At 66.4% G+C, this 12,717-nt stretch carries 14 protein-coding genes, 1 tRNA gene and 1 riboswitch; of the genes, 4 read left to right on the top strand and 11 right to left on the bottom strand.

The window, feature by feature from the left end; translation table 11 throughout:
• Nucleotides 1–7: 7 nt before the first annotated feature.
• Both C8J43_RS22210 and C8J43_RS18720 read right to left on the bottom strand, forming a co-directional pair.
• The gene (locus C8J43_RS22210) at nucleotides 8–244 is read right to left on the bottom strand and encodes a hypothetical protein (protein WP_207893452.1); all 237 of its coding nucleotides are present in this window, start codon (nucleotides 242–244) and stop codon (nucleotides 8–10) included.
• Nucleotides 241–663, bottom strand: a complete 423-nt coding sequence (locus C8J43_RS18720; protein WP_133032147.1) for a VOC family protein — start codon at nucleotides 661–663, stop codon at nucleotides 241–243. Before C8J43_RS18720 ends, C8J43_RS22210 begins: the two co-directional genes overlap by 4 nt.
• Nucleotides 664–779: 116 nt before the next feature.
• Nucleotides 780–856: riboswitch (Fluoride riboswitch) on the top strand.
• A 23-nt stretch (nucleotides 857–879) separates the two neighbouring features.
• On the opposite strand from C8J43_RS18720, the gene C8J43_RS18715 reads away from it, so the two are divergent.
• A complete protein-coding gene (locus tag C8J43_RS18715) occupies nucleotides 880–2,235 on the top strand; it encodes a voltage-gated chloride channel family protein (RefSeq protein ID WP_133032146.1) in 1,356 nt (451 codons plus the stop codon).
• A gap of 167 nt (nucleotides 2,236–2,402) precedes the next feature.
• On the opposite strand, the gene C8J43_RS18710 is transcribed toward C8J43_RS18715, so the two are convergent.
• The 3 genes from C8J43_RS18710 to C8J43_RS18700 all read right to left on the bottom strand — a co-directional run bounded on the left by C8J43_RS18710 (nucleotide 2,403) and on the right by C8J43_RS18700 (nucleotide 3,784).
• Nucleotides 2,403–2,741, bottom strand: coding sequence for a hypothetical protein (locus tag C8J43_RS18710; protein WP_133032145.1), 339 nt, complete (start codon nucleotides 2,739–2,741; stop codon nucleotides 2,403–2,405).
• 135 nt (nucleotides 2,742–2,876) lie between these two features.
• Nucleotides 2,877–3,257: a PaaI family thioesterase gene (locus C8J43_RS18705; protein ID WP_133032144.1), complete on the bottom strand. Its 381-nt coding sequence runs from the start codon at nucleotides 3,255–3,257 to the stop codon at nucleotides 2,877–2,879.
• A 434-nt stretch (nucleotides 3,258–3,691) separates the two neighbouring features.
• Nucleotides 3,692–3,784 (bottom strand) — tRNA-Ser (locus C8J43_RS18700).
• A gap of 318 nt (nucleotides 3,785–4,102) precedes the next feature.
• Here C8J43_RS18700 and C8J43_RS18695 point away from each other — a divergent pair.
• Together C8J43_RS18695 and C8J43_RS18690 are read left to right on the top strand one after the other, a co-directional pair.
• Nucleotides 4,103–4,849, top strand: coding sequence for a DUF1134 domain-containing protein (locus C8J43_RS18695; protein WP_243645681.1), 747 nt, complete (start codon nucleotides 4,103–4,105; stop codon nucleotides 4,847–4,849).
• 199 nt (nucleotides 4,850–5,048) lie between these two features.
• Entirely contained in the window at nucleotides 5,049–5,399 is a 351-nt protein-coding gene (locus C8J43_RS18690; RefSeq protein ID WP_133032142.1) for a hypothetical protein, read from the top strand.
• Between the two features lie 39 nt (nucleotides 5,400–5,438).
• Here C8J43_RS18690 and C8J43_RS18685 read toward each other — a convergent pair whose 3' ends face one another.
• Together C8J43_RS18685 and pyrC are read right to left on the bottom strand one after the other, a co-directional pair.
• Entirely contained in the window at nucleotides 5,439–5,699 is a 261-nt protein-coding gene (locus C8J43_RS18685) for a hypothetical protein (protein WP_133032141.1), read from the bottom strand.
• A 42-nt stretch (nucleotides 5,700–5,741) separates the two neighbouring features.
• Nucleotides 5,742–6,779 carry a dihydroorotase gene (gene pyrC, locus C8J43_RS18680; RefSeq protein WP_133032140.1) on the bottom strand — a complete coding sequence of 346 codons (1,038 nt, stop codon included), beginning with the start codon at nucleotides 6,777–6,779 and terminating at the stop codon, nucleotides 5,742–5,744.
• Nucleotides 6,780–6,884: 105 nt separating this feature from the next.
• Here pyrC and C8J43_RS18675 point away from each other — a divergent pair, with 105 nt between their 5' ends.
• The gene (locus tag C8J43_RS18675) at nucleotides 6,885–7,619 is read left to right on the top strand and encodes a folate-binding protein (RefSeq protein ID WP_243645674.1); all 735 of its coding nucleotides are present in this window, start codon (nucleotides 6,885–6,887) and stop codon (nucleotides 7,617–7,619) included.
• A gap of 18 nt (nucleotides 7,620–7,637) precedes the next feature.
• On the opposite strand, the gene C8J43_RS18670 is transcribed toward C8J43_RS18675, so the two are convergent.
• The 4 genes from C8J43_RS18670 to C8J43_RS18655 form a co-directional block, all read right to left on the bottom strand.
• Entirely contained in the window at nucleotides 7,638–8,393 is a 756-nt protein-coding gene (locus C8J43_RS18670) for a hypothetical protein (protein ID WP_133032139.1), read from the bottom strand.
• A gap of 396 nt (nucleotides 8,394–8,789) precedes the next feature.
• On the bottom strand, nucleotides 8,790–9,911 hold the full coding sequence (locus tag C8J43_RS18665) for an OmpA family protein (protein ID WP_121886946.1): 1,122 nt from the start codon (nucleotides 9,909–9,911) through the stop codon (nucleotides 8,790–8,792).
• A 120-nt stretch (nucleotides 9,912–10,031) separates the two neighbouring features.
• Entirely contained in the window at nucleotides 10,032–10,544 is a 513-nt protein-coding gene (locus C8J43_RS18660; RefSeq protein WP_133032138.1) for a DUF2793 domain-containing protein, read from the bottom strand.
• A gap of 25 nt (nucleotides 10,545–10,569) precedes the next feature.
• Nucleotides 10,570–12,717 (bottom strand): phage tail protein, encoded by a 2,148-nt coding sequence (locus C8J43_RS18655; RefSeq protein WP_133032137.1) that lies wholly within the window; start codon nucleotides 12,715–12,717, stop codon nucleotides 10,570–10,572.

Genomic DNA, 12,717 nt, shown 5'->3' with positions numbered 1-12,717 from the left:
GTCGATCTCACCCTCCGGACGGCGGGACAGGGGCAAGACCGAAGCGCTGTACCGCGTCCACGTCGTGTGTCCCGTCGAGCAGATCGCGATGGCACGCGACATTCTCTACGACGAGCGCGAGTTGCAACACTACCCGACGCGCGAGATCGAGACGATGGCCGAGGACGAAGCGTCCGTCGAACTCGGTGCGATCCTCCTGCCGACCAGCGCGCATGTTACCGAACTGGACGTCATTGTCGCTCATCTGGGTAGGTGTGCAGGAATCATCGTTTGCCGGGTGAAAGGTTCGATCAGATCCCATCGGTTGCCGTAGAGGTCTTCGAAGACAGCCACGGTGCCGTATGGCTCATGGCGAGGCGCCTCGACGAAGCGGATACCCTGCTCCGTGTAGGCGAGGTAGTCACGGGTGAAGTCGTCTGTTTCGAGAAACAGGAACACGCGCCCGCCGCTTTGATCGCCGATTGCCCTACGTTGCCGGTCGCCGACAGCCCTCGCCAATAGCAGTCCGCTCGCCGCGCCGTACGGTGCGACCACCACCCATCGTTTGTCATCTGCCAGCGCGGTATCTTCACGCAACTCGAAGCCAAGCTTGCCGACGAAGAAGGAAAGAGCGGTTTCATAGTCGTCAACGAGGAGGGCGGTCAGGTTCAAGCGCTGGGGCATCCAGTGAACCTGCTCCAATATCGACGGCGCGCCAACGCCCGCTCCCACTCAGGATGGTGAAACAGCAAATCTGACCGAAGCCGGCCGTTGACGAGATTACGCTCACGCGACATATGCGCCGCAACGGCGATGGATTTCCGCCGGGCTATTCGGCCGAACTGCCCTCGCAAGGGCCGATGATTCCTACCAAGCGCCGCAAGGCAGCCAGGAGGAATCGTGCACGCGACGTTTCGCAATCTCTATAACGACCTGAATGTGGCGGCGTTTGTCCGCGATCGTCGCGATCATGCCGTGTCGGTCATGCGCTGGGCGCTTATTCTGGTGCCGATGGCCGCACTCGTTGGCACGCTCTGCGCTGCGTTTTTATGGAGCCTCGACGCGGCTACGAGGCTGCGGTTCGCAGCGCCCTGGCTGGTCTACCTGCTTCCGGTAGGCGGCTTCGTGGTAGGGCTGCTGTACCAGCTGATCGGTCGTTCGGTGGAGGGCGGCAACAACCTCATCGTCGAGCAAATCCACGAACCGGGCGGCGGGGTGCCGTTGCGGATGGCACCGCTCATCTTCTTTGGCACAGTGGTGACGCATCTGTTCGGCGGTTCTGCCGGACGCGAAGGCACCGCCGTCCAGTTGGGCGGCAGCCTCGCCAGCGGCGTTGGTCGCGCGCTCAAGCTCGACGCGGACGGCACCCGCATCCTGCTGATGGGCGGAATCGCGGCCGGGTTCGGCGCAGTGTTCGGCACGCCGATCGCGGGCGCAGTCTTCGCGCTGGAGGTGCTGGCGATCGGGCGCGTCGAATATCGCGCGCTTGTGCCGTGTCTCGTCGCGGCGCTGGTCGGTGACGGGACGTGCCTCGCATGGGGCATTCATCACGGGGTGTACCGGATCGCCACGCTGGTGCCGGTCGACGCGCTGCTCGTCGCCAAAGCCGGCATCGCCGGGGTGGCGTTCGGGTTGGTCGGTCTCGTCTTCGCGGAAGCCAATCATGCACTAGGTGGGTGGCTTAAGCGGGTCGTTCCCTATGGCCCGCTGCGTCCGGTCCTTGGCGGGATCGCAGTCATCGCGCTCGTCCACCTGTTCGGCACGCGCGACTATCTCGGCCTCGGCACGCTGGCGGCGACACCTGGCGGCCTCACCCTCGCCAGCTTCTTCGGCCCTGAGACGCATCCGTGGAGCTGGGCGCTCAAGCTGCTGTTCACGGTCGTCACGCTCAGTGCCGGCTTCAAGGGCGGCGAGGTCACGCCGCTGTTCTTCATCGGCGCGGCGCTCGGTAATGCACTTGCCCCTATGTTCGGCGTGCCGATCGACGTGTTCGCAGCGATCGGGTTCGTCGCGCTCTTCGCTGGGGCCGCCAATACACCGCTCGCCTGCACCTTCATGGGCATCGAGCTGTTCGGCGCTGCCTATGCGGTGCCGATCGCGGTGGCCTGCTTCGTCGCCTACCTCTGCTCGGGTCACAACGGCATCTACCTGTCGCAGCGCGTCGCCGTGCCGAAGGTGCCGGCGACCGGCCTTACCCCAAACGCGACCCTGCGCGAAGTGCGGGCGCAGCGCGCCACGCGTAGCCTGCGCTCTTGATCCCCGCACCGATCGAAGGTCTGTCCATGCCCAATCGTTTCACCGTCCAGCATTGCGAAATCGGGATGCGGCCCGAGCCGAAAGCCGCAGAAAAGCGTGGTTGTGGCGGCGGGGTTATCCAGCGAATCGCGGATGGGGACATCAACGCCGCCTGCTCGGCTCCCCGCTCATGAACAATCGATCTTTGTTGATATCGTCAGCTTTTTGCCGACGTTTGAATCCCACGTGCGGTTGATAACGACCTTCCCGCCACGATTGAACATGATCGTTGTTGTCTGAGAACCACCGGAAGGGCTTGAACCGCCTGTCACGATACCTGTCTCCACCGTTTGACCGGCCGGACAGGTCGCACCCTCAGCCCCGAGTAGGGGGCGAATTTTTTTGTATATCGCTGCCGTCTGTCGTTGACTGAGCGTACCTGGAAGATCGCCCACGGCCATTGCAGGGGCCGCAATTGAAAGTGCCAGAGCTGCGGCGAAGACGACCGCGATAGGCTTGATGGTCATGCTGTTTCCAACGCCTCGAATGGATGGTTATCGATCATTGTCATGAAGCGATGGCCCGAACCTGAATGGCTGCTTTGGAATGCGGTAGGCAGGCTAAAGTCGCATGCGAGCATAGCCTGCTCACGCTCGATCGGGTCACGTAGCGGAAGCCGCCATAGGGAAAATCAGCAGGGTCGATGTCGCCGATGCGCATAGTCGTCCCTGTGCATCCAGCAGTCGAGCTTCGGAAAAAGCGGCACGACGCCCTAGCGAAACAGCCTTGCCCTCGGCACGCACTGGTCCGCTCGCCTCGCTCAGCGACCGATGATACGACACCTTGAGTTCCAATGTCGTAAAACCCTGACCTGCGGGCAGGCCGGAATGGACCGCGGCGCCGCAGGCGCTGTCGAGCAACGTCGCCGCATAGCCGCCATGCACCGATCCGATCGGGTTGTAGACCTTGCGCGACGGCGAACCCTCGAACACCACACGGCCACGCTCGAGTTCGACCAAAACGATATCCAGCGTCTCGTGGATCGGCGGTGAACCTTGGCTGCCGTCAAAGCTGCAAGCTGGTCATGGCCATCAAGTTGGCGTGATCGATCAAGATGTTCATACGCGGACGCTTCCGGGAGTAATCTCAGTCATCCTGACGCGTGGATCATCTGGATCACCCGTATTAATATAAGTCGGCCGGACCGCGCCAAGAACGGAAGCCGGCGGTCGTCACGAACATGCGAAGCCCCCGGGCATCGGACAACTTGTAGCTCTTGTTTGCCGCCTTGGCCTGACGGCAGCATAATTCGGTCAGCACTTGATACCCTCAGAACGTCTTCAGCGTACCCCCAAAATACCCCAACAAGCATGCGCTTGGCTGGGAAACTATGGGACCGCGTGAGACTACCGCGCTATGAAAAGCGAGATAAATCCTAGGCTTCCGAGATGGTGTGAGATGCTGTGGGACATTAAAATGGCGGAGACGGAGGGATTCGAACCCTCGGTACCAGTAAACCCGGTACGGCGGTTTAGCAAACCGCTGGTTTCAGCCACTCACCCACGTCTCCGGCTGCAGCAGATGCGGGGCTATAGCGAGGGTCGTCGCACGGGGCAACGGCTGTCTTCGCGTCATTCGCTCTCTTCGTGTCATTCATCGCGAATTCGCCCAAATTCGACACGGCTAGGCGGTTCGTTCATTGCGCGGCAAGGCCGAGGTTGGTTACGCTGGCCGAGCGAAAGGACCGGGTCGACCGGTCCGATCGGATCGACCATGTCGGGGTCGATGGTTTCAAGGTCGATCGTTTGGTGCCCCGTTTGCGGACGCCGGTTTGGGGACAATGATCATGCGTGACTTCTGGCTCGGCTTGGGTGCCTTCGCCGCCGCGATGTGTGGAGGGATCGGCGGTGCCGCCGCGCAGGTGCGCACGATCGATCCCAATCAGGCGATCGATGGCGACCTCGCGCCGCGCGCCTATACCGCGCCGTCGCGCGCGCAGACGACCACGCAGCCGTCGCGGCCCGCCGATATCGATACGCAGGTCCAGTCCGACCCGACGCCCGCCCCGGCTCCGCCGCCAAATTCGGCGTCAGATCCGGCGACGGACCCGGCCTCGCCGACCGCGCGCGCCGAGGCGACGACGCAGGCTGCCGATACCTATCAGCGCGACGACCTGCTGGCGGCAGGCGAAGGCGTGTTCGGCAAGGGCGCGGCCGGGCTCGGCGGCATCCTCGAGAAGATCCTCAAGGACCAGGGCCAGCCCAACGCGTACATCGCCGGGCGCGAGGCGTCGGGCGCGTTCATCCTCGGCGTGCGCTACGGCTCGGGGATCATGAGTCACAAGGTCGAGGGCCAGCAGCCGGTCTACTGGACCGGGCCGTCGGTCGGCTTCGACGTCGGCGGCGATGCGAACAAGGTCTTCGTGCTGGTCTACAACCTCTACGACACCGAGGAGCTCTACAAGCGCTTCCCCGCGGTCGAGGGCCGTCTGTACCTGGTCGGCGGGTTCGCCGCGACCTATCTGCGGCGCGGCAACGTCGTCCTGATTCCGATCCGCCTCGGCGTCGGCTGGCGCGCGGGCGTCAACGTCGGCTACATGAACATCACGCACAAGAGCCGGTGGCTACCGTTCTAGGCGAAGACGGGCAGCCGGCCACGCCCGGCCGACTCCGCCAAGCCCGGCCGGCGGGCAAAGCCCGTCCGACGGCATGGGCTTTGCCCATGTCGCGCGCCACACGCGACGCTCAAGCCGCTCGTGCCCCCCACCCTCATCCCACGCCCAGCAAATCCAGGCGACGAGTTGACGCCCCCTCCCCACGCGCTACCCCAGGCCAATGGCAAAACCCGACCGCCTCGCCCGCCTCGACGCCCAGCGCGAGGATCTCGAAACCCAATACCGCGACACCCTCATCGCTGCGCTGGAAAAGACCGCATCCGGATCGCTCGGCCTGTTCGATCGCAGCCCGGATCGCCGCGTCCGCGCCGCGATCGCCCCGACGATTGACGCGCTCAACGACATGGGTGCTGACATCGATGCGATGCGCGACCGCCTGATGCTCGAGCCGTTCGCACTCCACCGCGACTTCTTCGCGGCGCGCGGCCCGGTCAGCGCCAGCGCGGTCGGCGAACAGAAGGAGGCGCGGTTATGGATCGACCGGCTGAACACAGCGGATGCCGCGCGCTGAGGCAGCATGTCGCCACGGTGTAGACCCCGGCGTTCGATCTCAGAGGCAATCGCCAGTCACCGCGCAAACGATCGTCACCATGCCGAAGAACCACGCCATCGCCATCGCAGGCACGCATAACATCGCAACGCCGATACGCACCCGGGACGACACGGACATCAGATGAATCCCGCCGAACAGCGCGGCCAGCGCCAAGTCCCGGATCGACCAGCGCAACGGACCGTCGACGATCCAGACCGGCAGGACCGGGTACGCGAAGACCCGGACCAGCAGGATCGCGAACGGTCCTACGCCCGCCACGGCCAGCGCAAGACTCCAACGGCCCCTAAAGGCCCGCGACGCTCACCCCTCGAATCGCCACCCGACCGTCGTCCCCGCGAGGAACGGCACCACCGCGGTCGCGCCCTCGCCGATCGACGCCGGCACCTCGACCGGATCGCGCACCAGCGTCACCGTGCCATCGTTCAGCGGCAGCCCGTAAAACCGCGCGCCATGCTCCGACGCGAACGCTTCGAACTTGTCGATCGCGCCCTCTTCCTCGAACACGCGCAGATACGCCTCGAGCGCGAACGGCGCGTTGAAGATCCCCGCGCACCCGCACCCCGATTCCTTCGCGCCGACGACATGCGGCGCGCTGTCGGTGCCGAGGAAGAACCGCGGCGATCCCGACACAGCGGCCTTGCGGACCGCGAGGCGGTGCGTCTCGCGCTTCAGAACCGGCAGGCAATAGGCGTGCGGCCTGAGCCCGCCGTCGAACAGCGCGTTGCGGTTGATCAGCAGATGCTGCGGCGTGATCGTCGCGGCGATCGGGTGCGCCGCCTCGGTGACGAACGCCGCGGCCTCGGCGGTGGTGATGTGCTCGAGCACGATCTTGAGCGCCGGATAGTCGCGCGTCAGCGGCGTCAGGACGCGCTCGACGAACACCGCCTCGCGGTCGAAGATGTCGATCGACTTGTCGGTCACCTCGCCGTGGATCAGGAGCGGCATGCCGATCCGCTGCAACGTCTCCAGCACACCGGTAAGCGCGCGGATATCGGTGACGCCGTGCGCCGAGTTGGTCGTCGCATGCGCGGGGTACAGCTTGCACGCCGCGAACACGCCCTCGGCATAGCCGCGCTCGATCTCCGCCGGATCGGTACCGTCGGTCAGGTAACACGTCATCAGCGGGGTGAAACCGACGTCTCCGCCGAGCGCCGCCATGATCCGCTCCCGATACGCCTTCGCGGCGTCGATCGTCGTCACCGGCGGAGTCAGGTTGGGCATGATGATCGCGCGCGCGAACTGCCGCGCGGTGTGGTGCGCGACCGCCTCCAGCATCGCGCCATCGCGCAGGTGGACGTGCCAGTCGTCAGGGCGGCGGATCGTGAGGCGCTCGGTCATGCGTTCCTCCTATCGGCGCGGGCGCGTCGGCGCCATATCCCTGTGGTGATATCCCCGCGGTGCGATCCAGCTTGGAAATCGCCGCCCGCGCACTAGGTGGTGGCTATGGACCAGCAAACTTCCGCAACGATGCTCGCCGATCGCAGCGTGATCCGCGTCGCCGGCGACGACGTGCGCGGCTTCCTGCAAGGCCTCGTCACCGCCGATACCGCGGCGCTCACGCCCGACGCCCCCGCCTGGGCCGCGCTGCTCTCGCCGCAGGGCAAGGCGCTGTTCGACTTCATCCTCTGGACCGACGGCGATGCGGTGCTGATCGATGCCGAGGCGACGCAAGCCGAAGCACTCGCGAAACGCCTGTCGATGTACCGACTGCGTAGCGCGATCACGATCCAGCCCGATGACCGCAAGGTGCATTGGTCGTCAGGGGGAGAGGGCACCCCCGACCCGCGTCTCGCCGCGCTCGGCCGGCGCTGGCTCGCCCCGGAGTCCGAACCTGCACGCGACTGGCACGCACATCGCCTGTCGCTGGGCGTCGCAGAGGGTGTCGGCGAGCTAGGCGCAGGCGAGACATTGTGGCTTGAATGCAACGCCCGCGAACTGAACGGCGTCAGCTTCACCAAGGGGTGTTACGTCGGACAGGAGAACACCGCCCGGATGCATCACCGCGCCAAGGTCAACCGCCGCCTCGTCGTCGCGCCGCTCACCGAAACCGGACCGCGTACCCGCGCTGCCTATCCCGAACTCGGCCTGATGATCGAGCACCGCCGCATCGACGCGCTCGGCGACGCGATCGTCCCGGAGTGGCTGGCCCCGGCGCTGGCGGACACCGCCTCGGACTGAGGACCGACCGACGCGCAGTCACTTCGCCTTCGACGGCGTGATCTCGCTGCCCTTGACCCGCCACACACGCTTGTCCGGCGTCGCGACGAACACCGGCATGTGCAGGCTGTACGAGGCGAACACATGGATCTCGGTCGGGACGGGATCGAGCAGATGATTGACCACGAACCCGACCGGCGTGGCGCCCGGCGGCAGTTTCGGCGTGGTCATGGCGAGGCAGCCGAGCGTGTAGGGGCGTGATGCCACCACTCTGCCATCCCGATCGACGAGCACGCGGTAGTGGCCGCCCATCGGAAACGTCGCCGCCTCCTTCTGCGCCGACAGCAGGTAGACCGCGATCAACCCGTCGTTTTGCGGCGGGAGCACGACGCTGTTGAACGGCAACGGCGTGCAGGGCTTGTATTCGCGCGCGACGGCCGCCTGTGTCGCCACCTCGCGGGCGCGCACCAGAAGAGCCTGCGCGGGTGTCAGCGCGGCCGGTTGCACGAGGACCTCCTGCGACACGACCTTCCCGCCGCGCACGTCCGCCACGAAGAACGCCTGCGCTGCCGTGCCCGCCCCGCGATAATAGGTCACGTGCAGCGTCCGCGGATCGGGCTGCTCGACGACATACCCGCCGGCACCGTTCAATTCGCTTTTCGGGATCGCCGCGGTCAACGCATCCGAACTGACCCACGCCGCCCGATCGAACGTATAGAGCAGCGATCCGAGCCTTGCCGCCTGCGCGATACGCTGAGCGTCGGACGGCTGGCCCGGAGTGGGGCCGCTTGGCATCGGCCTGCTCGGGGTGGGCGGCAATGCTACCGACCCGGCAGATGACGACTCGTTTTGCTGGGGCACGGCGGGTTCGCGAGGACCGGTCGCCCCTTGGATAATGGCGGCACCGATCGTCAGGATATGCGCGATGACCAATGTCATGTCCCCCAGGGCGAAGCACTATGCTGGACGCTGCAATGGCGACAGGCAAGGCCACGCCAATTTCGACCAAGCCAATCTTGATCAAGCCAATCTCAACCGAGTTCGTCTCGATCAAAGCCATCTCGATCAGCCTCTGGTCCAAGCCCCGAGCTGCTGCGCACCCCCCGCACACAAAAGAAAAGGGAGGCCGGCTTGCGCCGACCTCCCCGATCTTCGTTCCGTAGTCGACCCGAGGGTCGACTGGCGAAAGTCTTACTGGCCCGAACCCGGACCGTAGGTGACTTCCACGCGACGGTTCTGCACTTCGCGAACGCCATCGGCGGTCTCGACGCGCGGACGGGTCTCGCCGAACGCTTCCGTCGAGATGACACCCTCTGGGATGGCATGCGACGACAGGTACGCCTTGGCGGCGTCTGCACGACGCTGCGAGAGACCGACGTTGTACGATGCTGCACCCGACTTGTCGGTGAAGCCCGCGATCATGACCTGGGCATTGCCGCACGACTGGTACTGCGTGACGGCGTTGTCGAGGATCGATGCTGCCTCTGGCGTGATGTCCGACTTGTCCCATTCGAAGAACACGATGAACGGACCAGGCGAGCAGACGACTTCTGCTGGCGGCGGCGGCGGCGGCGGAGCAACTGGCTCCGGCGGCGGCGGCGGAGGAGGAGCAACCGGCTCGGCAGGCGAACCGAAGTTGTACGTCAGGCCACCGAGGATGCTGTGCGAGCGGTAACGACCGTCGAACACGCGGTTCGACACGTCGACCAGCTTGACGTTCTCAGCATTGAAGAAGCGATACTTCAACGTTGCGTCGACGTGGTTGCTGAGCGGTGCACGGATACCGGCAAGACCCTGATACGCGAACACGGTGTCCGAGTCGTTCAGGAAGTCGCCACCGCTGGTGATGCCGTACTTCGCCTTGACGCGAGCAACACCGACACCGCCGCCGACGAAGCCCTGGATGCCGTCGTCCGGACCGAAGTCCAGAAGGCCGTTCAGCATGAAGCTGAGCGCCGACGACGAACCACCGGCACCGTCATAGCTGCCAGCTGCGGCATTGCCGCGAACGCCAGCCTGCGTGAAGGTCGGCGTGGTCGTGGACGACGTGTAGCCGTCAACGGTTGCACGACGATAGCCGACTTCGGTTTCCAGACGGAAACCACCAAAGTCGTAACCCATCACGCCATCGACGTCATAACCGTAGTTATGATCGACCGAACCTGCGCTGTTCAGGTTACCGATGTCATAGTTGATATCTTCAACGATCATCGCACCGCCATCGACGCCAACGTACCACGACTTGTCGCGGGCGAGGGCGGGAGTGGCGAGTGCGGTGGAGGCGAGTGCCAGAACGACGGCAAGCTTCCGCATACTAAATCCCCTTTCATGAGTGTCACACGGACATCGCAAACTCCCTATCCTCGGCCTTGTTTCCACGCAAGCGAACAAAAGTTCCCACTGTGGCAGGAACGACACAGTTTTCGCCGTGTTTCAGGCAGATATCATCCCGTGGCCGCGCAATGCGTCCAGGATGGCCACGATTGCGCTTCTCGCGTCGCTATCCGCGGGCGTCGCGCCGGCGAGCAGCGCAGGCGGATTCGCGATCGCCGGACGCCGTGCGCCGACCACGATCTGCCCGCCGATCGTCACGTTGGCACCCGACATGACGCCGCTCGCCCAGGTTCCCGCACTGAACCGAACGATGTGTCGGTCGCTGCCATGCCACACCATCATCCCCTCGCGCGGCGCGACGAATCGCCAGCCGCCGGTCGTCCAGGCTGCAAGCGCGAACGCGTGTCCGGTCCAGTCGCCGGTCGGCGCCGCGCCGAGGATCCATGCCGACCCCTGTTCCGGGTCGGCCGGCGGCACCGTCGCGCCGACCGCAAGGACACTCGCCTGCACCGTGATATCGAGGATCGCCAACGCCTCGTTGTGCGTCGATTCTTTCTGCGCCTGCCCCGGTTGCAGCAGCGGCAGCGAAAGCCGCGATGTCGTGTCGCTCATGGTCCACTCCCCCTGTCGTTCGAATTCAGGCCGGTATCGTCAGATGCGCCGCCAGCGATTCGCCGAAGATTCCGCGCTGGGATATCGCCAGCGAGACCGCGCCACCGGCCAGATCGGCGGCGCTCAGCGTGACGAGAGGCGCGGTCGTGTCGACGGTGCGCGCCACGCCACCCGCGGCGATCGTCACCCGGTACGCTTCGCTTTCCTCGGCGAGCGGCGCATCCACGCCATCGATCCACCGCCACCCCGCGCGGCTGCGACGAACCCAGCGCACCGTCGCGCCGCCGTCTCCGTCCCGCGTAAAGGTGACGTGGACCGGCGACGGCGGCACGACCGAGGCGCCGCGGATCATGCAGCGCATCTCGACCGGGCTCACGTCGCCGACGCCCGACGCCAGCACCCGTACCTCGCGGCCCAGCACCGACAACGGCAGGTCGATCGTCCGCGCGGCATCCGCCTCCAACAGCACGAACCGATCGCCCGCGACCTGCGGACTCGCCGCCTCGGTTCCCCGCCGCCCGCGCAACAGCGTCCCCAGCCGCCAGCGCCCGCCGCCAAGCGGCTCGGCCCGCCCGAACTGCACCATCTCATCGCCGATCAGCGCGAGATTGCTTCCCCGGTCGAGCGCATCCGCATCGGCATCCGCCAGCATCATGGCGGGATGCGCGAGCCGCACGTCGAACGCACCGCGCCGGTCGATCATCGTCGCCGGCCCGCCCGCCACCACCGCCTCGACGACGCCGATCACGCCGGGCGCCGCGCTCGCGCCCGCCGCCGTCCAGCTAATCCCGTCGTCGGTGCTGTAGAGCAGGGCCGCCTGCCGCCATCCCGCGCCTGCGCCCGCCGCGACCACCGTCATCCGCGGCATCGACAACGGCGCGTCGTCGAGCCCCGGTATCTCGAACGCCTGGAGGATCGTCGCGCCGACCACCGCATCGACCGCGCCGACCACCCGGCCGCTGGTCGCGGTCGCCGGGATCGACGCGACCGTTACCGGCACGAGGCCGAGCGTCGTCACCATTCCTTCGATTGCGGTGTCGGTCACTCGCCAGACGCCGGCCTCGCCTACGATCGTGACGCAAGCGCCCGGCGCGATCGCCATCGCCGCGAACCCAGCCGTCACCGTTCGCCGCACGCGCCCCGCCTCGGCACGCGCCAGCATCGCCTCCGCCACCGTCTTGGCCGCACCCGCGTCGAGCACCGCCGGCACCTCGATCCGCTCGTCGCGCACCCCGGCGCCCGTCCGCCGCGCGCGCTGCACGCCGGTCTGGTAATCGCGCGCCGCATCGTAATAGCCGAGCGTCACGGTCCGCGGCACCGTCTCGATCGCGGCGACCGCACGCGTCCGCCGCGCACCCTTGTCGCCGACCGCGAAACCCTCGTCCACGACCTGCACGACGGTGGCCGCCGCATCGCGCATCGCCAGCCCGTCGCCGACCGGTGCGAACCATGCCCCGCTTGCCTGCCCCAGCAGGTCCAGCACCGCGCGGACGCTCCCGCCCGACGCCGCGAACCCGCCGACCGACAACGCCGCAGCCCCGGACACCTCGGGCGCCAGCGACCTTGCGATCGTCGACACCAGTACCGCGCCCTGATCGGCGATCACCTCGAACGTCAGCGACGGGATTCGATTGCCGAAATCCGCCAGCTGCAGCATCTCGAACACCGCATACGCCGCACCGCGATACGCCGGTGTCGCGCCGCCTTCCGCCGACGCGATCAGCGGATCGACCGCCTGGTCTTCGCCGCCGAGATGCAGCCGGAACCCCGTCGCGGTCTTGAAATCGCCGCCCGCCCCGCGCAGCAATTTCCCCTCCGCCCAGATCCGCCCCACCCCCAGGATCGCCCGCGCCGACAGCAGCACCGCGAACGACGCCGCATAGGAATAGGTCGAGGTGCTCGGCTGCCCCTTGCCGCCCCGCGACGTCGACCGGCTCTCGATCAGGTCGGTCGCCCAGATCACCGTCCCCGCCACGCGCAGCGTCCCGAACAGCTTGGGGATCTGGTTCCCGTACGACGACGTCTGCACCGCCAGCTCGACCAGCCGCGGCCCCTCGCGCCGCTTGGGCGCGAACAGCGCGTGATCGACCGATTGCCCGATCAGCGCGCCGATCGCGCCGCCGATCGGTCCGCCCACCGCGGTGCCCACCGCCGTCAGGATCAAGGTCGCCAT

The sequence above is a fragment of the Sphingomonas sp. PP-CE-1G-424 genome (assembly GCF_004341085.1).
In the GTDB taxonomy this organism is placed as follows: domain Bacteria; phylum Pseudomonadota; class Alphaproteobacteria; order Sphingomonadales; family Sphingomonadaceae; genus Sphingomonas.
Note: the sequence above shows the minus strand (reverse complement) of the source record. Positions and strands in the feature narration are given on the sequence as shown.

Bases quoted from the DNA above. Each gene is read 5' to 3' on its own strand.
- C8J43_RS22210 (WP_207893452.1), bottom strand. From the start codon at position 244: ATGAGCGACAATGACGTCCAGTTCGGTAACATGCGCGCTGGTCGGCAG.
- C8J43_RS18720 (WP_133032147.1), bottom strand. From the start codon at position 663: ATGCCCCAGCGCTTGAACCTGACCGCCCTCCTCGTTGACGACTATGAA.
- C8J43_RS18710 (WP_133032145.1), bottom strand. From the start codon at position 2,741: ATGACCATCAAGCCTATCGCGGTCGTCTTCGCCGCAGCTCTGGCACTT.
- C8J43_RS18695 (WP_243645681.1), top strand. From the start codon at position 4,103: ATGTGTGGAGGGATCGGCGGTGCCGCCGCGCAGGTGCGCACGATCGAT.
- C8J43_RS18690 (WP_133032142.1), top strand. From the start codon at position 5,049: ATGGCAAAACCCGACCGCCTCGCCCGCCTCGACGCCCAGCGCGAGGAT.
- pyrC (WP_133032140.1), bottom strand. From the start codon at position 6,779: ATGACCGAGCGCCTCACGATCCGCCGCCCTGACGACTGGCACGTCCAC.
- C8J43_RS18675 (WP_243645674.1), top strand. From the start codon at position 6,885: ATGGACCAGCAAACTTCCGCAACGATGCTCGCCGATCGCAGCGTGATC.
- C8J43_RS18670 (WP_133032139.1), bottom strand. From the start codon at position 8,393: ATGCCAAGCGGCCCCACTCCGGGCCAGCCGTCCGACGCTCAGCGTATC.
- C8J43_RS18665 (WP_121886946.1), bottom strand. From the start codon at position 9,911: ATGCGGAAGCTTGCCGTCGTTCTGGCACTCGCCTCCACCGCACTCGCC.
- C8J43_RS18660 (WP_133032138.1), bottom strand. From the start codon at position 10,544: ATGAGCGACACGACATCGCGGCTTTCGCTGCCGCTGCTGCAACCGGGG.
- C8J43_RS18655 (WP_133032137.1), bottom strand. From the start codon at position 12,717: ATGGCGACCTTGATCCTGACGGCGGTGGGCACCGCGGTGGGCGGACCG.